Source organism: Mesorhizobium sp. M6A.T.Cr.TU.014.01.1.1 (assembly GCF_004022765.1).
GTDB lineage: Bacteria > Pseudomonadota > Alphaproteobacteria > Rhizobiales > Rhizobiaceae > Mesorhizobium > Mesorhizobium mediterraneum.
Window position 1 is genome coordinate 1 of sequence record NZ_RZPG01000048.1, and the last position, 24,096, is coordinate 24,096.

20 protein-coding genes are annotated in these 24,096 nt (G+C 62.9%); 5 read left to right on the plus strand and 15 right to left on the minus strand.

Annotated elements, in window-relative coordinates:
* Positions 1 to 156: 156 nt before the first annotated feature.
* The 10 genes from EN885_RS32045 to EN885_RS32090 all read right to left on the minus strand — a co-directional run bounded on the left by EN885_RS32045 (position 157) and on the right by EN885_RS32090 (position 11,482).
* Entirely contained in the window at positions 157 to 786 is a 630-nt protein-coding gene (locus tag EN885_RS32045) for a sarcosine oxidase subunit gamma family protein (RefSeq protein WP_128244276.1), read from the minus strand.
* The gene (locus tag EN885_RS32050; protein WP_128244275.1) at positions 779 to 3,763 is read right to left on the minus strand and encodes a sarcosine oxidase subunit alpha; all 2,985 of its coding nucleotides are present in this window, start codon (positions 3,761 to 3,763) and stop codon (positions 779 to 781) included. Before EN885_RS32050 ends, EN885_RS32045 begins: the two co-directional genes overlap by 8 nt.
* On the minus strand, positions 3,763 to 4,038 hold the full coding sequence (locus EN885_RS32055; protein WP_128244274.1) for a sarcosine oxidase subunit delta: 276 nt from the start codon (positions 4,036 to 4,038) through the stop codon (positions 3,763 to 3,765). The genes EN885_RS32050 and EN885_RS32055 overlap by 1 nt, the downstream gene beginning before the upstream one ends.
* Positions 4,039 to 4,054: 16 nt before the next feature.
* A complete protein-coding gene (locus tag EN885_RS32060) occupies positions 4,055 to 5,308 on the minus strand; it encodes a sarcosine oxidase subunit beta family protein (RefSeq protein WP_128244273.1) in 1,254 nt (417 codons plus the stop codon).
* Between the two features lie 92 nt (positions 5,309 to 5,400).
* A complete protein-coding gene (glnT, locus tag EN885_RS32065) occupies positions 5,401 to 6,708 on the minus strand; it encodes a type III glutamate--ammonia ligase (RefSeq protein WP_095483886.1) in 1,308 nt (435 codons plus the stop codon).
* 36 nt (positions 6,709 to 6,744) lie between these two features.
* Positions 6,745 to 8,073: an FMN-binding glutamate synthase family protein gene (locus tag EN885_RS32070; protein ID WP_095483887.1), complete on the minus strand. Its 1,329-nt coding sequence runs from the start codon at positions 8,071 to 8,073 to the stop codon at positions 6,745 to 6,747.
* Between the two features lie 6 nt (positions 8,074 to 8,079).
* Positions 8,080 to 8,811, minus strand: a complete 732-nt coding sequence (locus EN885_RS32075) for a GXGXG domain-containing protein (protein ID WP_128244272.1) — start codon at positions 8,809 to 8,811, stop codon at positions 8,080 to 8,082.
* A 4-nt stretch (positions 8,812 to 8,815) separates the two neighbouring features.
* A complete protein-coding gene (locus EN885_RS32080) occupies positions 8,816 to 9,712 on the minus strand; it encodes a glutamine amidotransferase family protein (RefSeq protein WP_128244271.1) in 897 nt (298 codons plus the stop codon).
* 131 nt (positions 9,713 to 9,843) lie between these two features.
* Complete coding sequence (locus EN885_RS32085) at positions 9,844 to 10,062, minus strand: hypothetical protein (RefSeq protein WP_095483890.1); 219 nt, start codon at positions 10,060 to 10,062, stop codon at positions 9,844 to 9,846.
* A 22-nt stretch (positions 10,063 to 10,084) separates the two neighbouring features.
* Positions 10,085 to 11,482 carry an ammonium transporter gene (locus EN885_RS32090; protein ID WP_128244270.1) on the minus strand — a complete coding sequence of 466 codons (1,398 nt, stop codon included), beginning with the start codon at positions 11,480 to 11,482 and terminating at the stop codon, positions 10,085 to 10,087.
* Positions 11,483 to 11,650: 168 nt separating this feature from the next.
* Here EN885_RS32090 and EN885_RS32095 point away from each other — a divergent pair, with 168 nt between their 5' ends.
* Genes EN885_RS32095 through EN885_RS32110 form a run of 4 tightly spaced genes read left to right on the plus strand, consistent with a single transcriptional unit; the run spans position 11,651 to position 15,407 of the window.
* On the plus strand, positions 11,651 to 12,784 hold the full coding sequence (locus EN885_RS32095) for an aminomethyltransferase family protein (protein ID WP_128244269.1): 1,134 nt from the start codon (positions 11,651 to 11,653) through the stop codon (positions 12,782 to 12,784).
* Between the two features lie 14 nt (positions 12,785 to 12,798).
* Positions 12,799 to 13,395 carry a dimethylamine monooxygenase subunit DmmA family protein gene (locus EN885_RS32100; protein ID WP_128244268.1) on the plus strand — a complete coding sequence of 199 codons (597 nt, stop codon included), beginning with the start codon at positions 12,799 to 12,801 and terminating at the stop codon, positions 13,393 to 13,395.
* Positions 13,392 to 14,357, plus strand: coding sequence for a PDR/VanB family oxidoreductase (locus EN885_RS32105; protein WP_128244267.1), 966 nt, complete (start codon positions 13,392 to 13,394; stop codon positions 14,355 to 14,357). Before EN885_RS32100 ends, EN885_RS32105 begins: the two co-directional genes overlap by 4 nt.
* A gap of 9 nt (positions 14,358 to 14,366) precedes the next feature.
* Positions 14,367 to 15,407 carry a DUF3445 domain-containing protein gene (locus EN885_RS32110; protein WP_128244266.1) on the plus strand — a complete coding sequence of 347 codons (1,041 nt, stop codon included), beginning with the start codon at positions 14,367 to 14,369 and terminating at the stop codon, positions 15,405 to 15,407.
* A gap of 214 nt (positions 15,408 to 15,621) precedes the next feature.
* On the opposite strand, the gene EN885_RS32115 is transcribed toward EN885_RS32110, so the two are convergent.
* Positions 15,622 to 16,332, minus strand: coding sequence for an XRE family transcriptional regulator (locus EN885_RS32115; protein WP_095483896.1), 711 nt, complete (start codon positions 16,330 to 16,332; stop codon positions 15,622 to 15,624).
* Between the two features lie 257 nt (positions 16,333 to 16,589).
* On the opposite strand from EN885_RS32115, the gene EN885_RS32120 reads away from it, so the two are divergent.
* Positions 16,590 to 17,948 (plus strand): NAD(P)/FAD-dependent oxidoreductase, encoded by a 1,359-nt coding sequence (locus tag EN885_RS32120; RefSeq protein WP_128244265.1) that lies wholly within the window; start codon positions 16,590 to 16,592, stop codon positions 17,946 to 17,948.
* A 186-nt stretch (positions 17,949 to 18,134) separates the two neighbouring features.
* Here EN885_RS32120 and EN885_RS32125 read toward each other — a convergent pair whose 3' ends face one another.
* From EN885_RS32125 to EN885_RS32140, 4 genes are all read right to left on the minus strand, one after another.
* Positions 18,135 to 19,160 carry a serine hydrolase gene (locus EN885_RS32125; protein WP_128244264.1) on the minus strand — a complete coding sequence of 342 codons (1,026 nt, stop codon included), beginning with the start codon at positions 19,158 to 19,160 and terminating at the stop codon, positions 18,135 to 18,137.
* Between the two features lie 51 nt (positions 19,161 to 19,211).
* Positions 19,212 to 21,194, minus strand: a complete 1,983-nt coding sequence (locus EN885_RS32130; protein ID WP_128244263.1) for an ABC transporter permease subunit — start codon at positions 21,192 to 21,194, stop codon at positions 19,212 to 19,214.
* On the minus strand, positions 21,191 to 22,276 hold the full coding sequence (locus tag EN885_RS32135; protein WP_128244262.1) for a glycine betaine/L-proline ABC transporter ATP-binding protein: 1,086 nt from the start codon (positions 22,274 to 22,276) through the stop codon (positions 21,191 to 21,193). Before EN885_RS32135 ends, EN885_RS32130 begins: the two co-directional genes overlap by 4 nt.
* A gap of 76 nt (positions 22,277 to 22,352) precedes the next feature.
* Entirely contained in the window at positions 22,353 to 23,327 is a 975-nt protein-coding gene (locus EN885_RS32140) for an ABC transporter substrate-binding protein (protein ID WP_128244261.1), read from the minus strand.
* Positions 23,328 to 24,096 lie beyond the last annotated feature (769 nt).

Below are 24,096 nucleotides of genomic sequence, written 5' to 3' on the forward strand. Positions count from 1 at the left end.
AATCGTCTCATCCGACGCCGCCAGACCGTCCGCCAGACTCAACTGACCCAAAACACGATCCGCCATCCCGAATCTCCCTGCTCCAACCTTCACCACAGAATCACCGTTCGGCTTCTGTGCAAAGGTCCCACAGGGGGAGAAGGGAAGAGGCAGGCGCTACCCCAATTCCTCTGAATACCCGATCTCGACCCCATACTCGGCGGCCGCGTCGAGTATCGTGCGCCACAGGCTTTCCGCGAAGGTTGCAAACACCAGAAGATTGAACACCGCCTGACCGTCCGGCCGGTCATAGCCACGCCAGAGATTGACGCTGGTATGGTCGATCGATGTCGCGGCGGCAGTGCCGGTCGGAAACGCCGCCGGGTGCTGATCGATCGACGACAATTTCGCCAGCATGGCGCGCGTCTTGGCACCCGAGACCCTGATCAGGGCGCGCGCATGCGACTGGTCGGACAGTGAGGCCGATTGCGAGAACGCCTCGCTCAACGTATCGATCGTGTGCTTGCCGCCCTTCGACAGAACGAAGAACTGATCCGGTCCCGACCAGATGAGCGTCACGTCCGAAGCGCTGACCGCCTTCGGCATATCCGGAGCCGCCATGCCGAAACGGACTTCCGCGGCGCTGGCCAGTTCCGCCCCTTTGCCGCGTCGCGCCATCACCTGGACGAGGTCGAAATTGCGGATCTCGGTGAGCGAAATGCCCGGTTCGACGTCACGCGCGCCATAGTCGCCCACGACAAGCGCGTGCTCCAGCGGACTGCGGGAAACCCAGGAAAATTCAGCCACGCTGGCGCCCTCCATCCGGATCGTAGAAGACGGGATTGCACAGCTCGACATCATAGTCTTCGCCGCGCAGCGGGTCATGCGCATGAACGATCTCGCCGATCCGCTCGCGGCCGCGCTCGACAAGTGCCAGCCCGATCCACTGGTCGAGCGTCGGCGAGAAGCAGACCGACGTGACATAGCCCTGGTCGTTGGCGGAACCCGGTATCTCGCCCTTCGGAATGATATGCGCGCCGGCGCGCAGGCGGCGCGCTCTGTCCGTCGACTTGATGCCGACCACGACCTGCCGGTCGGGAGCGACCAGCGCCTCGCGTCCGGCCATGACGCGGCCGATGAAATCCTTCTTGGTCGACATCATCTTGCCCAGGCCGAGATCGGCAGCGGTGGTGGTGCCGTTCAGCTCCGGTCCGGCGACATGGCCCTTTTCGATGCGCATGACGCCGAGCGCCTCGGTGCCGTAGGGCATCACGCCGAATTGCTTGCCGGCCAGCATCAGGTTGCGCACAAGCGCGTCGCCATAGCGGGCCGGAACGGAGATCTCGAACGCCATCTCGCCGGAGAACGAGATGCGGAACAGCCGTGCCCTGATGCCACCGCGAAGCGCGACTTCGCGCGCGCCCATGAAGGGAAAGCCCTCGTTCGACAGATCCTCGGCCGGATCAACGATTTCCCGAAGCAGATCTCGGGTTTTCGGCCCGGCGATAGAGAATTGCGCCCACTGGTCGGAGACGGAGGTCAGCTGCACGTCGAGTTCAGGAAACAGCACCTGCCGGCAGAATTCGAGATGCTGCATCACCGGGCCGGCCTTGGCGGTGGTGGTGGTCAGGAAATAATGATCCTCGGCCAGCCGCGACGTGGTGCCGTCGTCATAGACGATGCCGTCCTCGCGCAGCATCAGCCCGTAGCGGGCTTTTCCCACGGCGAGACTGGAGAAGGTGTTGATATAGACGCGGTCGAGGAAGGCGCCGGCATCCGGGCCGTGCACATCGATCTTGCCGAGCGTCGAGACATCGCAGAAGCCGACGGCAGAGCGCACCGCCTTGACCTCGCGGGTGACCGATTCCAGCCAATCCTTTTCGCCGGCGCGTGGGTACCATTGCGCGCGCTTCCACAAGCCGGTGTCGACGAACACCGCGTCCTGTTCAGCTGCCCAGTGATGCGACGGCGTCAGTCTTGTCGCATGGAAGGTCTCGTCGCGATGATGGCCGGCAAAGGCGCCGATGGCGACCGGCACATAGGGCGGACGGTAGATCGTCGTGCCGGTCTCGGGGATGGATCTGCCTGACACCGCCGCCATGATGGCGAGGCCGGCGACGTTCGAGGTTTTGCCCTGGTCGGTGGCCATGCCGAGCGTCGTATAGCGCTTCAGATGTTCGACCGATTCAAAGCCTTCGCGCTGCGCCAGTTCGATGTCGGAAGCGGTGACGTCATGCTGGTAGTCGACAAAGGCTTTGCCTTTACCGGCGACATGCCAGAGCGGGGTCAGCGAAAATGCCTCGTCGTCGGCGACGGGCGGCATGCCGGCGTTGCCGCTGTGTCCGACGCTCTGCGCCGCCGCAGCACCCGCGGCAAATCCTTGGCTCAGGCAGGCGCCGAGGCCGAAGGCGCCATTGGCGGCACCGGCGGCCACCATGCCAGGAGGGGCGCCGTCCGGCACGAAGGCCGATATATCGTCCTGCCATTTCGGCCGGCCGCGATGGTAGGAGGTCAGCCCGACTGCCGGATTCCAGCCGCCTGAGACGGCAAGCCCGTCGGCTTCGACTTCCGCACGGGCGCCGCCGGCAAGCGACACCGAGATTTTCCGGACGCCGTCCTTGCCGCCTTCGACACCGGCAACCGAACCGTTCAATACCGGAAACTCGGCTTTGGCGGCGAGAGCGCGATGCTTGGCTGACACATCCGGGCGTGCATCGACGACCGCTGCGATCTGCAATCCGGCGCCAAGCGCGGTCTCGACAGTCCGCCAGCCATCCTCATTGTTGGTGAACAGCGCGATCCTCTTCGCAGGGGTTGCCGCATAGCGCTCGACATAGGTCCGCATTGCCGAAGCCATCATCACGCCGGGCGTGTCGTTGCCGGCAAAGACGATCGGCCGTTCGATGGCGCCGGCGGCAACAATCGAGCGCTTTGCCACGATCCGCCACAGCCGCTGGCGCACCTGATGCTCCGGCGGGGAGGGCAGATGATCGTTGACCCGCTCGATCGCGCCATAAGTGCCGCCATCGTAGACGCCGAACAGTGTCGTGCGGTTCATGATGCGGACGTCGGGCAGCGTCGTGAGCTCGGCCAGCGTGCGGGAAATCCATTCGGCCGCCGGCATGCCATCGATCGTGCCGCCATCGGCAAGCAGGCGGCCGCCAAGGGCAAAATCTTCCTCGCACAGGATGACGCGGGCGCCGCTGCGCCCGGCGGCAAGCGCTGCCGCCAGCCCGGCCGGGCCGGAACCGGCGATCAGAACGTCGCAATACGCCCAGGCCTTGTCGTAATGGTCGGGATCGGCGACGCCAGCTGCGCGGCCAAGACCGGCGGCGCGGCGGATTGCCGGCTCGTAGATCGCTTCCCAGAATTTTGCCGGCCACATGAAGGTCTTGTAGTAAAAGCCGGCAACGAAGATCGGCGCGAACAACTGGTTCACCGCCATCAGATCGTGGCGCAGCGACGGCCAGCGGTTCTGGCTGGCTGCTTCGAGACCGTCATAAAGCTCTGCCGTGGTCGCCTTGGTGTTTGGCTCGCGGCGCGCGCCCGTTCGCAGCTCGACCAGCGCATTGGGCTCTTCCGAGCCTGCGGTCAGGATGCCGCGCGGCCGGTGGTATTTGAACGAGCGGCCGACCAGCTTGACGCCATTGGCAATCAGCGCCGAGGCCAGCGTGTCGCCCTCGAAGCCGGCAAAGGTTTTGCCGTCGAAGCGAAAATTCAGCGGTGCCGAACGATCGATAAGGCCGCCGCTCTCCAGCCGGTGTGTCTGTGCGCGACTGACCATCAGGCGCCAACCTTGGCGGCGCCGGCGCCTGCCGCCGGCTCGACCGACGAAATCTCGTGTGTCAGCGTGTTGCGGGTGATCTTCAGCCAGGCCCGGCAGCCGCCGCCATGATACCAATGCTCGGTCGTCTCGCCGGCAATGTTGTCGCGCAGATAGACGTAGTCGAAGACGTCGTCCTCCGAGACGCCGGCCGCCGGACGCACCGGCTTGGCGTCGCCCAGATAGGTGAACTCGCCGAGTTCGCGTTCGCCGCAGAAGGGACAGACAATACGCATGTTTTCTGGACCGTCCTCAGTGCAGGTTCGGTTGGGCGCCGACGCCCTTTTCATCGATCATCGCGCCGCGCCGGAACCGGTCGAGGCGGAATCGCGCCGCCTCCTTGTGCGGTTCGTCGCGGGCCAGAAGATGGGCAAAGACAAGACCGGAGCCGGGCGTCGCCTTGAAGCCGCCATAGCACCAGCCGGCGTTGAGATAGAGCCCGTCCACCGGCGTCTTGTCGATGATCGGCGAGCCGTCCATCGACATGTCCATGATGCCACCCCATTGCCGCAACAGGCGCACGCGACCGATCATCGGCATGAGCGCCATGCCGCCCTCGCACACGTCTTCCATGACTGGCATGTTGCCGCGCTGGGCATAGGAATTGTAGCCGTCGATGTCGCCGCCGAAGACCAACCCGCCCTTGTCGGACTGGCTGACGTAGAAATGGCCGGCGCCGAAGGTCATGACGTTGGGGATCAGTGGCTTGATCGCCTCGGAAACGAAGGCCTGCAGCACATGGCTTTCGATCGGCAGGCGCAGGCCCGCCATCGCCGCGACGCGCGACGAACTGCCGGCAACGGCCATGCCGACCTTGCCGGCGCCGATCTTGCCGCGTGTCGTCTCGACCCCGGTCACCTTGCCGTTGGCGTCGCGCGAAAAACCTGTCACCTCGCAATTCTGGATGATGTCGACGCCGAGTGTACTCGCCGCATGGGCGTAGCCCCAGACCACGGCGTCGTGGCGCGCCGTGCCGCCACGCCGCTGCAGCAGGCCGCCTTGCACGGGAAAGCGCGCATTGTCGAAGTTCAGGAACGGCATCATCTTCTTGACCGCCGCCAAGTCGAGCAATTCGGCATCGATGCCGTTGATGCGCATGGTGTTGCCGCGCCGCGCATAGGCGTCGCGCTGCGCGTCGGAATGATAGAGGTTGATGACACCGCGCTGGCTGACCATCGTGTTGTAGTTGAGGTCCTGCTCCATGCGCTCCCACAGCTTCATCGACAGCTCGTAGAAGCCGGTGTTGCCGGGCAGCCCGTAATTGGAGCGGATGATGGTGGTGTTGCGACCGGCATTGCCGGAGCCGATCCAGCCCTTTTCGAGCACGGCGACATTCCTGATGCCGTACTCGCTGGCCAGGAACCATGCCGTCGCCAGGCCGTGGCCGCCGCCGCCGATGATCACCACGTCGTAGTGATCCTTCGGGCTGGCGTCGCGCCAGGTGCGCTGCCAATTCTTGTGGCCGGAAAGCGCGGCGCGGGCGAGGGAGAAGATCGAGTATCTCATAAATCTATTCCGAGGTCGCTCGCGCCACGCAGGACCTTTCTTGACGCATCGGATTCATCCGAAAACCGCTTCACACTTTTCGGTCCGATGCTCTAGATATCCAGCGTGTGGTCACGCTCCCACTGGGTGAAGTGGGAAGCATAGGAATTCCATTCCTGGTGCTTGAGCTTTAGGTAAGCCGACGAGAATTCCTCCCCCAGCGCCGCCTTGAGCGATTTGTCATTGTCGAACTCGCGCAATGCATCGAGCAGGTTGAGCGGCAGCTTCGGCGCGCCCTCCACCGTGTGTCCGAACTGGTACATGTCGATGTCGTAGCGCCTGCCGGGATCGGCCTTCGAGCGGATGCCGTCGAGGCCGGCGGCGATGATGACGGCCTGCAGCAGATAAGGGTTAGCCGCGCCGTCGGGCAGGCGCAGCTCGAAGCGGCCGGGGCCGGGCACGCGCACCATGTGGGTGCGGTTGTTGCCGGTCCAGGTCACCGAGTTGGGCGCCCAGGTCGCGCCCGAAATGGTGCGCGGCGCGTTGATGCGCTTGTAGGAATTGACCGTCGGGTTGGTGATCGCGGCAAGTGCCGAGGCATGCTTCATGATGCCGCCAAGGAAATTCTTGCCCTTCGCCGACAGGCCGAGCTCCATGGCATTGTCGGCAAAGACATTGGTCTTGCCGTCCTTGTCCCACACCGAAATGTGCGCGTGGCAGCCATTGCCGGTCAGGCCGGGGAATGGTTTTGGCATGAAGGTGGCGCGCAGGCCGTGCTTTTCGGCAACGGACCTCACCATGAACTTGAAGAAGGAATGCTTGTCGGCGGTCGCCAGCGCATCGTCGAAAGCCCAGTTCATCTCGAACTGGCCGTTAGCGTCCTCATGGTCGTTCTGGTAGGCGCCCCAGCCGAGCGCCAGCATGTGGTCGCAGATCTCGGCGATGACATCGTAGCGGCGCATCACCGCCTGCTGGTCGTAGCAGGGCTTCGACGCCGTGTCGTATTCGTCGGAAATCGTCTTGCCGTCCGGCGAGATCAGGAAGAATTCGGCCTCGACGCCGGTCTTGACATGCATGCCGTCGCCGGCTGCCTCGGCAATCAGCCGCTTCAGCGTGTTGCGCGGCGCCTGGGCGACCGATTTGTCGTCCATAATGCAGTTGGCGGCGACCCAGGCGACCTCCGGCTTCCACGGCAACTGGATAACCGAATCCGGATCCGGCACCGCCAGCATGTCGGGATGCGCCGGCGTCAGGTCGAGCCAGGTGGCAAAGCCGGCAAAGCCGGCACCGTCCTTCTGCATGTCGGCGATGGCCTGCGCCGGCACCAGCTTGGCGCGCTGGCCGCCGAACAGGTCCGTGTAGGAAATCATGAAATATTTGACGCCGTTCTCTTTGGCGAATGCGGCGAGATCGTTCCCCATTATAGTTCCTCGCTTATGGAATTTTGTTGTGACGTCTTAGAAGCCGTTCTTCCCCGGTATCCAGTTGGTGCCAGCCAGCGGCACGCCGGCCATGGCGGCGGCTTCGATCGTGAGCGCGACGAGATCCTCGGGCTCGAGATTGTGCAGGCTGTTCTTGCCGCACGCACGGGCAATGGTCTGCGCCTCCAGCGTCATCACCTTCAGATAATTCGCCAATCGCCGTCCGGCGGCGATCGGGTCGACCCGCTTCATCAGCTCGGGATCCTGCGTGGTGATGCCGGCCGGGTCGCGTCCCTCATGCCAGTCGTCGTAGGCGCCGGCGGTGGTGCCAAGCTCGTTGTAGTCCGCTTCCCAGCGCGGGTCGTTGTCGCCGAGCGCGACAAGTGCTGCGGTGCCGATCGACACCGCGTCGACGCCGAGCGCCAGCGCCTTGGCGACATCGGCGCCGTTGCGAATGCCGCCGGAGACGATCAGCTGCACCTTGCGGTGCATGCCGAGATCCTGCAGCGCCTGCACCGCCGGCCTGATGCAGGCGAGCGTCGGCTGGCCGACATTCTCGATGAACACTTCCTGGGTTGCGGCGGTGCCGCCCTGCATGCCGTCGATCACGACGACATCTGCGCCTGACTTCACCGCAAGCGCTGTGTCGTAGTAGGGCCGCGCGCCGCCGACCTTGACGTAGATCGGCTTTTCCCAGTCGGTGATTTCGCGCAGCTCCAGGATCTTGATCTCGAGATCATCCGGCCCGGTCCAGTCGGGATGACGCGAGGCCGAGCGCTGGTCGATACCTTTCGGCAGCGTGCGCATTTCGGCAACCCGGTCGGAGATCTTCTGGCCAAGCAGCATGCCGCCGCCGCCGGGCTTGGCACCCTGGCCGACGACGATCTCGATCGCATCGGCCCGGCGCAAATCGCGCGGGTTCATGCCGTAACGCGACGGCAGATATTGATAAACCAGCGTCTGCGAGTGACCGCGCTCTTCCTCGGTCATGCCGCCGTCGCCGGTGGTCGTCGAGGTGCCGGACAGCGTCGCGCCGCGGCCCAAGGCTTCTTTTGCCGGGCCGGACAGCGATCCGAAACTCATGCCGGCGATGGTGATCGGGATTTTCAGCTCGATCGGCTTCTTGGCATGGCGCGAGCCCAGCACGACGCTGGTGTCGCAGCGCTCGCGATAGCCTTCGAGCGGATAACGCGAGATCGAGGCACCGAGGAACAGCAGGTCGTCGAAATGCGGCAGTTTGCGCTTGGCGCCGGCGCCACGGATGTCGTAGATGCCGGTCGCCGCCGCGCGGCGGATCTCGGAGAGCGTGTAGTCGTCGAAGGTCGCGGATTTGCGCGGCGTCGTCGGCGGGTTGCGATAGGTCATGCTGCCTCAATACGCGTCGGCGTTGTCGATGTTGAAATTGTAGAGCGTGCGCGCCGAGCCGTAACGCTTGAACTCCGCCGCCTTGACGTCGGTCACCCCGGCGCGGTCGAGCAGGCCTTGCAGGAGTTCCAGATGCTCGGACCGCATCTCCTTGGCGACGCAGTCAGCGCCGAGGCTTTCGACCTTGCCGCGCACGAAGAGCCGCGCCTCGTAGATGGAATCGCCGAGTGCGTCGCCGGCATCGCCCAGCACCACCAGATTGCCGGACTGCGCCATGAACGCTGACATGTGGCCGATATTGCCATGAACGACGATGTCGATGCCTTTCATCGAAATGCCGCAGCGCGACGACGCATTGCCTTCGATGACCAGCAACCCGCCCCGGCCGGTGGCGCCGGCATACTGGCTGGCATCGCCTTTCACCGTTATCGAGCCCGACATCATATTCTCGCCGACGCCAGGTCCGGCCGAGCCATGCACGGTGATGGTGCTGCCGTCGTTCATGCCGCCGCAATAATAACCGACGCTGCCGCGGACATCGATGGTGATCGGCTGGTCGACCCCGACGGCGACCGAATGGCTGCCTTTCGGATGAAGCACCTCCCAGGCGGTCTCGTTCGAACCAGAGGTCAAATCGTGAAGCGCCTGATTGAGATCGCGCAGCGGCATTTCGCTGAGGTCGAAGACCCGTGACGCATGGCTCTGGTCGAGTGCTTTGGAGACGTTGATTGCCGGCATGGACTCAGTGCTCCCAGAAATAGACGGTTGCGGGCTCGGGTTCCCAGACCCTCGCATTGTCTATGCCGGGCAGTTTGGTGAGCGCGCGATATTCCGAGCCGAAGGCGACATACTGGTCGGTTTCGGCCATGACGGCAGGCTTGCAGGCGATCGGATCGCGCACCACGCCGAAGCCGTTCTTGGTGCCGACGACGAAGGTGAAGAAACCATCGAGGTCGCTCAGCGTGCCTTGCAGTGCTTCGCCGAGATTCTTGCCATGTGCCATCTGTGAGGAGAGATAGGCGGCCGCGACTTCGGTGTCGTTCTCGGTCTCGAATTTCATGCCTTCGCGGATCAGCTCGCGGCGGACATTGTTGTGATTGGACAGCGAGCCATTGTGCACAAGGCACTGGTCGGCGCCGGTCGAGAACGGATGCGCGCCCATCGTTGTGACAGCCGATTCCGTCGCCATGCGGGTATGGCCGATGCCGTGCGTGCCGGTCATGCTGCGCACGTCGAAACGATCGACGACCGCTTCGGGCAGGCCGACTTCCTTGTAGATTTCGACAACATCGCCGGCGCCCATGATGCGGATATCAGGGCGAAGCGTCTGGATGGCCTCGCGCGCTTCATCGATCTTGACGGGCGTGGTCCTGACGACTGCATGGGTCGACTTCACCGCAATGCTGACCGGGGCTCCGATGGCCTTGGCCAGTTCGGCGTCGAGACCGCGGAAGTCACGCTCCGGCTTTGCCGACTGGATGGTGATCTTGGCCTCGTTGCCGGTTGGCGCGCCGTAGATGGCGATGCCGGCGCTGTCGGGACCGCGATCGCTGAGCGAGATCAGCATCTGCGACAACATCGAGCCGAGCTGAGGCTCGAGCGACTTGTCCTTCAAAAACAGTCCGACGATTCCGCACATGTCAGGCTCCCGAGGTGAGGTATGATTAGGTGCTACCAGCTTCATGAGTCGAATTCAACTCGCATGAAAGTTTTTTTCATGTTGGACAAGTCGTCTGGCGCAAATGACGCGCCAGACGACCCGATGGCGACTTAATGGCGGTCGATCGCCTTTCTCGTTTCCTCTCCGGTGCGATCCGCAGCCATATCGGCTTCGATTTCAGCGCTCTCGTGGCGCGTCTGGAGGACGTGCCAACCGATCCAGAAGACGAGGCCGATGATCACCATCACGACTTCGGAACCCTGAAACGGGTAGATCGCGCCGACGTCCTTGAGGTCCACGGCCCAGCTTTCCATTCCATTAGTAGACATTGCGGTTCTCCTTGTCCGTTGACTATTTGATCATGGCCTTTTCGGCGGTTCCCACTTCGCGGACCGACGCCTCGAAAGCATGGTTGAGGGCAAAGTCGACGCCCTCGAGTTCCACCTTCGCCGGCACGCGCAGGAGGTTCATGCTGTTGAGGATCTTGCAGACTACAAAGGTGGGGGCAAAACCGAGCACGAACATCAGCACCGCACCAGCGAAATTGCCGAGCGGGTTGATGTGCGCGAAGCCCTCATAAGGCGAGGACGGCTGTCCCCACAGCATGAAGCCCGCCGCCACGACACCGAGGAAGCCGCCGTAGCCGTGCACGGCAACGGCGCCGACCGCATCGTCGATCTTGAAGCGGCGCTCGACGAAATAGTGCAGCTTGTAGCAGATGGTCGGGATGATCGCGCCGATCAGCAGTGCCTGGATCGGGTGATAGAGGTCGTTGCCTGCCGAGGTTGAGATAACGCCGCAAAGTCCCATGGAGAATGTCCAGAAAGGATCGCCTTTCGAGACGATGTAGCCGGCCAGCATCCCGCCCGATAGCGACATCAGGAAGTTGAAGGTGATCGCCGAGAGCGTGGTCGGCGCGAGATAGATGTTGGTCGCCGTCCAGGTCTCACCGGTGATCTGGCCGGCAATCGTAGCCGGGCTAATCAGCGGAATGTTGCACGCGGCATAGAAGCCCCAGAAACCGGTGAAGATCAGGAACAGGCCGATCGTGACCAGCCACACATTGTGGGGCGGGATGTCGCGCGCCGTGCCGTCGGGCCTGAACTTGCCGATGCGCGGACCGAGCACAATGAGAAAGGCGAGTGCCGCCCCGCCGGCGATCGCGTGCACGACCCCCGATGCATAGGCATCATGATAGCCCCAGAGCTTCACCATCCAGCCCTGCGGATGCCAGCCCCAGGACGCGTCGAGGATCCACAGGACCGAACCGACCAGCACCGCGACGATCCAGAACGCACCCGAGCGCGCGCGCTCTATGATCGAACCCGAGATGATTGACGCCGTCGTGATGGAAAACAGCAGGAAGGCGCCCCAGAACACGCCGTTGAGGCGGTGCCACAGCGCAGCATCGGTAGGCGTGACCCCCGTCTCGCCTGGATTGACACCGGAGAGGTGGGTGCCCATCAGCGGATTCCATGGTTCGGCAAATGGTGCGGTGACAAGTCCGCCCGCGATGCCCGGCCCGTTGGGGAAGCCGAAATAGATCCACCAGCCGAAAAAATAGAACGTGATCGTGACGAGTGGGATCGCCATCGCGTTCTTCATGAGCGTTTTCAGGTGATTGCGCCGACGCGACACGCCGACCTCGTACATGCAGAACCCGACATGGATGAGGAACATCATGACGATGGTCACCCAGTAATAGAACTCCGTGAAAATGGTCGTTAGAGCGTTGAGATTCCCTTCCATTTCATGTCCCCTCCGTTTAGTTGCGTTCCTTGCCTCTCAGTAAAACTTTTTGCATCTTAGTATTGCGCGCTTTTGGAGTTTTGAGTCAATATGGCGCGGACCGCCGCATGGTCCTCAGTGTCCTGAAGCGGCGAAACGTCGGCAATCGTGTTAAGGAGAAGCAAGTCCATGACGGCATCCTGGAGATTTTCGACCTTGGCGGACCGCCATCGCGCGCTCGGTTCGAAGCTCGAAGACTGGAGCGGGATGGGCACCGCCTGGACCTACGACAAGGACGCCGACGAGGAATACATCGCCATCCGCACCAAGGCCGGGCTGATGGACGTGTCGGGCCTGAAGAAGGTCCACATCACGGGGCCGCATGCCTCGCATCTGATCGACCTGGCGACGACGCGCGACGTCGAGAAAATATATCCCGGCAAGTCGGCCTATGCCTGCATGCTCAACGAGGCCGGAAAATTCACCGACGACTGCATCCTCTACCGTACCGGCCCAAATGCCTGGATGGTCGTGCATGGTTCGGGCACCGGCCATGAGGAGTTGCAGCGCGCCGCCATAGGCCGCGACGTCTCGCTGCGTTTCGACGACAATCTGCACGACCTTTCGCTGCAGGGCCCGGCCGCCGTCGACTATCTGGCAAAGCATGTCCCCGGCATTCGCGACCTCGCCTATTTCCATCACTTGCAGACCCGGCTGTTCGGTTTTCCGGTGATGATCTCGCGCACCGGCTACACCGGCGAACGCGGCTACGAGATCTTCTGCCGCGGCCAGGATGCCGGCACGATCTGGGACACCATTCTCGACGAGGGCAAGAGCGCCGGCATCATCCCGTGCCGGTTCACCACGCTCGATATGCTGCGCGTCGAGAGTTATTTGCTGTTCTACCCCTACGATAATTCCCAAAAGTATCCGTTCGAGAACGAAGGCCCCGGCGATACGCTGTGGGAGCTCGGCCTCGATTTTACCGTCAGCCCCGGCAAGACAGGCTTTCGCGGCGCCGAGGAGCACTACCGCCTCAAGGGCAAGGAGCGCTTCAAGATCTTCGGCGTGCTGCTCGAAGGCAAGGAGCCGGCCGACGAGGGCGCGCCGGTCTATCGCGACGGCAAAAAGGTCGGCGTGGTGACCTGCGCCATGTATTCGCCGCTGGTCAAGAAATCGATGGCCATCGCCCGGCTCGACGTCGACTGCGCCGTCCAGGGCACAAGGCTCGAGATCCGCAACAAGAGCGGCGCCATCAGCGCGACGGCTGAGCCGCTTCCGTTCGATGATCCGAAGAAGACCAAGCGCACGGCGAAAGGCTGAGGCATACTGAGAGGATGGCAGCGAAAAGCATCATCAGCCGGCCGGTCTACGGGACCCTGTCCACGCAGCCCGGCAAGCACCATCTTTTCGTGGCGGATGCAGAGGGAGCGCTGGCGATAACGGATCTGGCATCCAAGGTGCCCGCCGGCTTCTTTGCCGATGCGCACATCATCTTCATCCCCGGCAATGAGGGCAAGCATGTCGCCGCCCTTGAGGCGCTGAAGCCGGCGCAACTCTACCAGGGACCTTCCTTTGCCAGCGCCTTGCCACGGCTGAAGCAGACCCTTGCCAACGCCCACATGGGCCTGCGCCTCTATCTCGCCGGCACCGAGGGGCTAATCGGCCAAGCCATGCAGGCGGCGCTCGAAGCCGGTATCGACCATACCTCGATCCAGACCGAGCACCGCGGCTCGCTGGCGCGCCGTATGCAGTGCGTTCACTGTAAGGGCATCACCGAGAACGTGACGACGCAGCCGGTAACCTGTTCGCATTGCGGCCTGCTTCTTCTGGTACGCGATCACTATTCCAGGCGCCTCGCGGCATTCCAGGGCGTCTGCATCAATGCGGAAGACCGCAGCGAAATTCCTCCGGCGGAGGAGATATTTCGATGAGCACCGGCACCACCAAGCTTGAGGTCGTGGTGAGCGATGTCGTCCCGGTCAACGAGCTGGTGACGCGCTTCCATTTCCGCAGGCGTGACGGGCAGCTGCTGCCGACATTCTCCGGCGGCGCCCATGTCGTCGTCGAAATGCGAGACGGCGAGCGCACCAGGCTCAACCCCTATTCGCTGATGGGCTCGCCGCTCGACACGCGCGAGTACACGATCTCGGTGCGCCGCGACGATGTCGGCCGCGGCGGCTCGCTGTTCATGCACAGGAATGTCAGGCCCGGCATGGAGATGGTGATCAGCTATCCGGTCAATCTGTTCTCGCTCGATTTGCGCGCCAGGAAGCATCTGATGCTGGCCGGCGGCATCGGCATCACGCCGTTCATGGCGCAGACCGCGCAGCTGGCGGCGGATGGCGGCAATTTCGAGCTGCACTACACCTGCCGCACCGCCTCGCTCGGCACCTATGCCGATGTGCTCAGAGAGCGTTACGACCGCCGGGTCAGGCTCTACCACGACGACCGCGACGAGCGCATCGAGCTAGATCGGCTGCTGTCGTCGCAGCCGCTCGGCACGCATCTCTATGTCTGCGGTCCGTCCGGCATGATCGACTGGGTGCGCGACCGTGCCGCCGCGCTCGGCTGGCCGGCGGAAACCGTGCATTTCGAGCATTTCGCAGCCCCCCAGCCCGGCGCCCCATTCGACGTGACGCTGGCTGTCAGCGGCAAGACGATCCGCGTCGGCGAGCAGCAGAGCCTGCTTGAGGCGGTCGAGGCCGCCGGCGTCGATCCGCCCTATCTCTGCCGCGGCGGCGTCTGCGGCCAGTGCGAAACCAACGTCATTTCTTCAGACGGCAAATTCATTCACAACGACCACTGGCTGAGCGAGGAAGAGCATCGTTGCGGCAAGAAGATCATGCCCTGCGTCTCGCGCTTCGAGGGCAGGTCGCTGGTTCTGGAAAGATAGGAGGCGAGCCTGGGCATCACCTTTCGCAAGGAAACGTTCCGCGACGACTTCACCTTCAAGAACAGCCCGGAGCACATCAGGCGGTTTCCGTTCCCGTTCCACGAAGACAGCTACATGTATGCGGTCAACATCGAGCCTCATGTTCTGGGGCCGAAGGGCAGCGTGCTCGAAAACCTGATCGACGTCGACGAGCACTATGTCGCCGAGATGCAGGACCGCGCGCTGGTGCTCGCCGAGGACCCGCTGCGCTGTCAGTCGCTGCCGCACATGACGCTGGCCGGCTGGGACCTGCTCGAACTTCTGATGGAACAGCAGGCGCGGGGCTATCCCGAGCATTTCACGCTGACGCGCGACGGTGACCGCTGGCGCTGGATCAACCGGCCGCTCGGCATAGACGACACCTTCACCTTCGGCGACGTGTCGACACTGCCCTATGGGCCGATGGAATACATCACGCGCCAGAGCCAGGGCGATTTCTGCATCCTCGACCAGCGCGACGGCAATCTGTGGATGGACGCCGGCATGGTCACCACCCAGGCCGACTGGTCGCTGGATTTCGATATCGGCATGAACTTCTTCGAATGGCACGCGCCAGTGCCGCTGGCGCATGAGAAGGGCATATTCGTCCGGGCGCTGAAGTTCCTTACCAACATCCAGCAAGGCAAGCCGGCGCGCCGCCTGAACTGGACGATGACCGTCAATCCGCGCCTCGACACCAGTCCGGAAAATTATCACAAATGGGGACCGGACCGGACGACGGTGACGCCCGAAAACGTCGGCGACAAGGTCCATCTGCGCGTCGAATTGCAGAGCTTCTGGCGGCTGCCGCGCTCGAACGGCATCGTCTTCCCGATCCGCTGTTATCTGATCAAGATGGACGAGCTAGTGACGCAGCCGAAATGGGCAAGGCGCCTGCATCGCGTCATCCGCGACCTGCCCGAGGAACTCGTCAATTACAAAGGCCTGACGCGCTATCGGCCGACGCTGCTCGAGTGGCTGTCGAAGCTGGATGATGGCAGCCCGACGTCAGCAGGCTTCGGGCCGGACTGACTGCTGCCGTCGCCGAAGCTGCCAATCTCCCCCCTCGTGGGGGAGATGTCCGGCAGGGCAGAGGGGCGCGCTGTTCCGCCAACCTCTCAATCGATCGTAATCGCGCCCTCAACCTGGTTCTCTGTTGGTCGTAGGACAGGCGCGAGGTTGGCGCTCTATGGCGCCCCCCTCTGTCCTGCCGGACATCTCCCCCACGAGGGGGGAGATCGAACTCTCACCCCGCACTACTTTGCGGATAGCAAATGATCGAGAGATAGCGCATCGGCAGTTGCGTCAGCACTTCCGGTCCGTGCGGCGCATCCGCGTCGAAGAACAGGCTGTCGCCGGGCTTCATTGGGTAGAGATTGCTGCCGTGCCGGTAAACGACCTCGCCCTCGAGCATGTAGAGAAACTCCATGCCTTCATGCTGGAAGGTCGGAAACACATCGGAATCCTCGGTCAGCGTGATCAGATAGGGCTCGACGACAACGCCGCTGGTGTTCGAGCCGATATGGCCGAGCAGATTGTACTGGTGGCCGGCGCGCGTGCCGCGGCGCTCGACATCGAGCCCTTCGCCGGCCTTGACGAAGACGGCGCTGCGCTCTTCCTCGAAGCGGCGAAAGAAAGCGGTGACCGGAACGCCGAGCGCTCGTGACAGCGCCTGCAATGTCGTCAGCGACGGCGAGGTGATGCCGTTTTCGATCTTCGACAGCATGCCAAGCGAAATGTCGGTGGCAGCCGCAAGATCGGCGACGGTGATGCCGAGTTTTTTGCGAAACGCCCGCACCTCGCGGCCGATCGCCACCTCCAGGACTTTTTCGCGGATATCGCGAACGGCGTGCGGGTCCTGGGTCAGTGGCGTCCGGATCGTTGCCACGCCCTTCGGCGATGGCTTGGTCTTGGCGGGGGCTGCCCCATTCCTGAAATTGGAAGCTTTCTTCGCCATGTCGCCACCCCGGGGTTTTGCGGATTTATTTCACTCACGGTGAACATATTCGGTGCCGATACAGGAGCGCAACCGCCACACAACGATCCACGATCGATTTGTTTGTTTTCCAATACCCACGACGATCAGGTTTCGCTGAAATCCGGCCCGGCGAAAACGAGGTTTCGCAACAAGGCCTGTTGACAGCATCGAAGGGGCAATTACTGTCCTGTCAGTGAAATTTGTTTCGTTAGAGAAATGAGATCGGGAGGCCCGCAATGAAAAGTCGTGTTGCCGTCATTGGGGCCGGACCTTCCGGCATGGCCCAGCTTCGAGCCTTCAAGTCGGCTGCCGACAAGGGCGCGGACATCCCGGAAATCGTCTGCTTCGAAAAGCAGTCCGACTGGGGCGGCCTGTGGAATTACACCTGGCGCACCGGCCTCGACGAGCATGGCGACCCGGTGCATGGCTCGATGTACCGTTACCTCTGGTCGAACGGACCGAAGGAATGCCTCGAATTCGCCGACTATACGTTCGAGGAGCATTTCGGCCGGCCGATCGGCTCCTATCCGCCGCGCGCCGTGCTGTGGGACTACATCAAGGGCCGCGTCGAAAAATCCGGCGTGCGCAAATGGGTGCGCTTCAACAGCCCGGTGCGCATGGTGACCTTCTCCGACGCGACGAAAAAGTTCACCGTCACCGCGCATGACCGCGCCAACGACATCACCTATTCGGAGGAGTTCGACAACGTCGTCGTTGCCTCCGGGCATTTTTCCGTGCCCAACGTCCCCTATTTCGAGGGCTTCTCGAGCTTCAATGGCCGCATCCTGCACAGCCACGATTTCCGCGACGCCATGGAATTCAAGGGCAAAGACATATTGATCATCGGCCGCTCCTATTCGGCCGAGGATATTGGCTCGCAATGCTACAAATACGGCGCGAAATCGATCACCTCCAGCTACCGCTCGAAGCCGATGGGCTTCAAATGGCCGGAGAATTGGAAGGAAGTGCCGCTGCTGCAGAAGGTCGTCGGCAAAACCGCGCATTTCAAGGACGGCAGCACCAGGGATGTCGACGCCATCATCCTGTGCACCGGCTACCTGCACGCCTTCCCGTTCCTCACCGAGGATCTGAAGCTCAAGACCGCCAACCGCATGTGGCCGGACGGGCTCTACGAGGGCGTCGTCTGGGAGAAGAACCCGCGGCTGTCCTATATCGGCATGCAGGACCAGTTCTACACCTTCAACATGTTCGACGCGCAGGCCTGGTTCGCCCGCGATGTCATCATGGGCCGCATCAAGCTGCCTTCGGCCGAGGCGATGGCGGAACACGGCAGGAAGTGGCGGGCGCGCGAGGAAACGCTGGAAGACGCCGAGCAGATGATCTGGTTCCAGGGCGACTACACCAAGGAGCTGATGGAGCAGACCGACTATCCCGGCTTCGACGTCGAGGCTGTCAACCAGACCTTCATGGAGTGGGAGCACCACAAGTTGGAAGACATTATGAGCTTCCGCGACCACGCCTACCGCTCGCTGATGACCGGCACGATGGCGCCGCTGCACCATACGCCGTGGCTGCAGGCGATGGACGATTCGATGGAGAGCTATCTGGAGGTGAAAGGGGTGGCGGCGGAATAGCGACTTCCTCGCGGGGCCGGACTGCATGACAGCCTGCCAGCTTGCAACCCATCGAACCGTCAAATCCTCTATGCAGAGGGTCTAGTTAAGGCGCTTCGCGTTTGGATGGATTTATGCGACGCGCTTTAAGTTCTTTTTATGCATGTCGTTACCGCAAACCCGCTGCGCACTTTTGCGCGACATGCATCACTTGCTGCGGGCCTCGCGCACGTCTTTCGTCGCCTCAATGATCCGCTCGAGCAAGGCATGGAGATCGTCGCGGTGGCCGCTGCGGCCTGCGGGGCCGTCTTCATCGGATGTCATGACCACGGTCAGCGCGCGCCCGGGCACAACATAGACCATCTGCCCGCCATACCCCCACCCGTAGAAGACCGCTTCGCCCGCGATCTGACGGATGAACCAACCATAGCCATAACCGTCACCGGTGAAACGGGAGGCGGTGCGTGGCTGCCAGGAGAGCTTGATCCAATCGGCCGGCACGAGCTGCCGCCCGCCGCGGCTCATCCCGCCGCTGGGGTAGAGCTCGCCAAAGGCGAGCAGCGAGCGCGGGCTCATGGCCATCTGGTTGCCGCCGAGATAGATGCCCTGTGGGTCCCGGTCCCAGGCGGCGACGGAAAAGCCCTCCTGCGGCCCCAGCCATTCGCGTGCCAGTTCCAGCGTTGAGCGGCCGGTCCGGCGCGTCAGGATCGCCGAAAGGAGATGGGTCGAGCCGGTGGAATAGAGCATGGTACCGCCCGGTTCGTCGTCGAAGGGCATGGCGAGCGCTGCCCGCACCCAGTTGTCGCTTGCCACCCAGCGCCCGTAGTTTGGGCCGGAGGTCCGACCCAGCCCTGCTTGCATGGAAAGCAGATGACCGATCGTAACCTGCTGGAGCCGCGGATCCACGTCGGCGGGCAGGTCGGCCTGAAGAAGCGGAGCGATCTTCTGGTCAATGCCTTGGAGCATGCCCTTGTCGATGGCGATGCCGACGAGTGCGGAGATGATCGACTTGGAGGCGGATTTTATGTTGGCCGGACGTGCCGGAGAGTGGCCGCGATAGCCACGTTCCGCCACCACCGCGCCCTCATGCGCGATGGCAACCGTGCGCAGCGGCGTCAGGCGCTCGGCCTCATCAAAGAGCTTTTCAAGCCGCTCCTCCAGGCCATCCGCACCGTGAGCAGCGACGGAAAGGATGAGGAGGAAAGCTAGAATCACTGTGGGGCGCTTCAGCATGAAGCCAGCTTGGGATGCATTTTGGGCAAGACGAAGGTGGGGCGCGCGATCCTATCCCAGCCTTGCCCGTGCCTTCGCCGTCCAGGCGTTGAACAGCCGGTCGGCGACGATGCCGATGAACGCGATGGCGAGGCCCGCGACGATGCCGCGGCCGGAATCGGCCTTGGACAGCGCGATGAACACCTCCTGGCCGAGATCGCGTGTGCCGACCATGGCGCAGATGATGATCATTGCCAGCGCCATCAGGATCGTCTGGTTGACGCCTAACATGATCTCCGGCAGCGCCAGCGGCAATTGCACGCGCAGGAACGTCTGGCGCTTGGTGCAGCCCGACACCTTTGCCGCCTCGATCAATGCCGGTGGCACCTGCCTGAGGCCGTGATTTGTGTAGCGGATGGCCGGCACCACGGCGAAGGCGACCGTCGCGATCATCGCGGTGACGTCGCCGACGCGGAACAGCATCACCACCGGGATGATGAAGCAGAACGACGGCAGCACCTGCAAAGTGTCGATGATCGGCGTGACGATCTTCTCGACACGGTCGCTGCGTGATGCCATCAGCCCAATCGGGATGCCGATCAGGCAAGCGATGAAAGCCGAGATGCCGCACAGATAGACCGTCGCCATGGTCTTTTCCCAAAGGCCGGTCACCGCGCAGAAGACGGTCAGCGCCGCGACCAGGGCGCCGAGGCGCAGGCCGCCGAGCTGGTAGCCGGCAAGGCCGAGCAGGAACACCGCGCCCGCCCACGGGAAGCCCTCGCAGAAGGCGCGCACCGGGTTCAACACGTTGAGAATGAGGGTCACGCGGAACGCTTCGATCGTGTCGAAGAAGTTGATCGTGATCCAGCTCACCGCCGTCTTCCACAGGGGTGCGGTGGTGAAGGTGATCGCCTTCGGCACCGCGGCGAAGGCCGGCACGAACAGGCCAAGCAGCGTCGTGGCTGCAAGGATGGCTATGGCCAGCGTCAGGTTGGGGTAGCGCCGCCAAAAGCTCGGGCTCACCTCCTGATAGACATGGCCCTGCGCGTGATTGCGCGCGATCGCCTGGCTTAGCCGGTCGAGCGCGATTGCCAGCGCCACGATGGCGAGGCCGGCCTCCATAGCTTCGCCGACCTTCAGCGCCCTGAGCGCCAGCAGCACGTCGTAGCCGAGGCCACCGGCGCCGATCATCGAGGCGATAATCACCATGTTGAGCGCCAGCATGATGACCTGATTGACGCCGACCATCAGCGTTGGACGCGCCGAGGGCAAAAGCACGCGCCACAATTTCTGGCGCGCGGTGCAGCCGGCCATCTCGCTGAAATCGTCGATTTCGGACGGCACCCGCGACAGTCCCAGCATTGTCGCGCGCACCATTGGCGGCGTCGCGAAAATGGCCGTCGCGATCATCGCCGAAACCGGGCTGTTGCCGAACAAAAGCAGCATCGGGATCAGATAGGCGAAGGTCGGGATGGTCTGCATCAGATCAAGGGCAGGGGAGATCAACAGCCTCTCCGCCCATGGCTTGCGCCACGCCCAGATGCCGACGAACAATCCGGTGACGATGCAGAACGGCACGGCGATGGAGATCAGCCCCAGCGTCAGCATGGCGCTGGTCCATTGGCCGAACAGCGCAATGTAGAGAAAACAGCCGCCGACCAGCGCGCCGAGCTTCCAGCCACCGGCGGCGCGTCCGGCCAGGAATGCAGCGATACAGACGCCGACCCAGGACAGGCGCGGCAAGACGATCATATCCGCGCCACGGCCGATCTTGAAATTCTTGGCAAGCAGATTGAGCGCGAAATCGAGCGGCACGCCGAGCACCGCGGTGATCGACCGCGTCAGCCAGGAGAAGTTCGACTTCACCGAGTTCATCAGCGCGCTGACCCAGTCGGCGACGGGAACGATTGCGCTGGCCGGATAGTTGACGGCCCAGGGCAGCCTGTCCTGCAGCAGGAATACGGCAAGCACGGCGGCGAGGGCGCAGGCCCACGCCACCAGCCAGACCTGAACCGGCCGCGATCTCGCCTCGCTGGTGCTTGCCGTCACTGTCATGCGCCGGCCCCGGGACGCTCGATACCGGCCAGAAGATCAATCACCGCTTGCGGCGTGACCTCGCCGATCGGCTTGCCGGTGCCGTTGACCACCGCGAACGGCTTGCCGGCCGAGACGATATCAGCCGAAAAACTTGATATCTTGGCATCCGGCGCGACCACGCCGCCATGCTCGGTGCCGTCGCAGGCGCGCATCAGGCTTCGCGCCGAGATCACCTTGGCGCGGTCGACGTCGCGGGTGAATTCGGCGACATAGTCGGTCGCCGGATTGACCACCAGCTCCTCCGGCGTGCCGATCTGGATGACCTCGCCGTCCTTCATGATAGCGATGCGGTCGGCCAGCCGGATGGCCTCGTCGAAATCATGGGTGATGAAGACGATGGTCTTGTGCAGCATGGTCTGCAGCCGCATCAGCTCGTCCTGCATCTCGCGGCGGATCAGCGGATCGAGCGCCGAGAACGGCTCGTCGAGAAACCAGATTTCCGGCTTGGTGGCGAGGCTGCGGGCGATGCCGACACGCTGCTGCTGGCCGCCGGAAAGCTCACGCGGATAGAAATGCTCGCGGCCGCGCAGGCCGACAAGCTCGATCACTTCCCGCGCGCGCTTCTCGCGCGTCGGCCGGTCCTGCCCTTGGATGCCCAGGGGAAAGGCGATGTTCTCCAGCACGTTCAGATGCGGCAGTAGGGCAAAATTCTGGAACACCATCCCCATGCGGTGACGCCGCAGCTCGATTAGCGCGGCATCGGAGATCTTCAGCAGATCCTTGCCCTCGAACTCGACCTTGCCATGCGTCGGCTCGACCAGTCGCGACATGCAGCGCACCAGCGTCGACTTGCCGGAGCCGGACAGGCCCATGATGATGAAAATCTCGCCTTGGCGGATTTCGAGGTCGACGGCGCGCACGGCGCCGACCAGCCCGGCCGCAGCGACGTCCGCCATGCTGGCCTTGCCGTTGCGTTGGCGGATGAAATTTGCCGCGTTCGCGCCGAACAGCTTCCAGACGTTGCGGCAGGCAAGTTTTACCGGGCGGGCATCGTTTGGCATGCCTGCCGCGTGCGGCACCTGTTCAGTCGTATCGGCCATGCAGTCGTCCTTCTGGAATATGGGATAGAGACCCGGCCATGAATGACCGGGTCTCGCAGTTTTCCAGTTGGAACGATCACTCGGCCCAGGCTTTCCAGTCGGCTTCGTGAGCGGCGATCCAGGCAGCAGCGACGTCTTCCGGCGTCTTGCCTTCGAGATCGATCTCGCCGCTCATCTTGTTGAGCTCGTCGGTGTCGACCGTGTAGTTCTTCGCGACCTTGTAGGCGACCGGCCATTTGTCCTTCATGCCGGCCCAGGAATACTTCCAGATCTCGCCATGCGGCTTGCCGCAGTCATACTTTGCCTCGGGGTTCACGCCCCATTTCGGATCGTCGTAGCACTCCGCCGTATGGTCGGGGAATTCGATCCATTCGCCCTTGTATTTGGCTGGCGCCCAATGTGGCGAATAGACCCACAGCATGATCGGCGCCTTGCGCTGGTAGGCCGATTCCAATTCGGCGAACATCGCCGCATCGGTGCCGGCATGGATAACGGTGAAGGGCAGCTTCAACGCCGCGGCACGCTCGTCGTCAAAACCCTCCCATGTCACGGGGCCACCGAGATAGCGGCCGTTCGGCGCTGTTTCCGCCGTCGAGAATGCCTCGGCGCATTTCGGGTCCTTCAGCGCTTCCCAGTTCGGCAGGCCCGGGCATTTCTCTTTCATGTATTCGGGATACCACCATTCTTCCTTCGCCTTGGGCCCGAGCTTGCCGAGGCGTTCGGTCTGGCCGGTCGCATCCGACGCCTTCATGGCTTCGCCGGCCGTCGTGTCCCAGAATTCCATGGCGACAGAGAGATCGCCATTGGTAAGGCCGGTGGTCAGGCTGGAGAGGTAGTCGGCGGTCGGGTACTCGACCGTGTATCCAAGTTTTTCAAGAATGCCGCCGAGGATCTTTGCGTTCAGATTGACACTGGTCCAGTCGAATAGCGCGATCTTGATTGGGTCGTTCGATTCCGGCGCCGCAGCCTGGGCCGAAGGCGTGAATGCACTTGCCGCGGCAAGTGTTAAGGCTCCCATTGATAGTCTCGAAATCATACTCCGCAGTGACATGCTTGTTCTCCTGTCAAGCTCTGGTGGAAGTTATCGTTCGTTCCCTTCTTCTCGTCTTGTTTTGATTGTGTTGGAAAAGCTGGTCGTTGCGCAAGGCCGTAGGCACCACATTGCTGCCGCCGCAGACGGAATGATGCCCAATTCGATGAAGATGTCGTGCGGGACGCGTCGCGTCATGGCTGCCGTGCTGCCGAAGCAGTGATCCGCGGATCGATCGCCGGTCTTTCGGCGCCCTCAAGCTTGCGAGCCATCGAGGTCCCATGACGTCGGCTGTCGGCGATCACCGAAGCCATTTTCATAGGATGAAATTATATATACCAACGTTCATGTTGCGCAATGCATAATGCTATTCGCAGGCGGGTAAGGCGGGGTCCGAAGGAGGATCGACGGCGTTGCGCCTCGCGTGCCTCTTCCTTCTCCCCTTGTGGGAGAAGGTGGCCGAGCGAAGCTCGGTCGGATGAGGGGTGCTCCAGCTTGGCACTAACAGCGCTCCGGCCAGCACCCCTCAACCGTCTTGGCGCTGCGCGCCAATCCACCTTCTCCCCCAGGGAGGGCTTTGCACGGGGAGCGAAGTGGAGTTCGGTGGTCAGTGGGGGCCTTTTTGAAGGCCGGCAGAGCGGTTTTCCGCGGCCCTTGCGAGGCCTTTGTCGGTTTAGGCAGCCATCCTGCCGGATTGTGGACGCACTCCTCCCTCATGTCCGCCTCTCATCGGGTGGATAGAGGACGCCAATCATGGTGCGCAGATTGTAAGCGCAGGCGGCCAGTATGC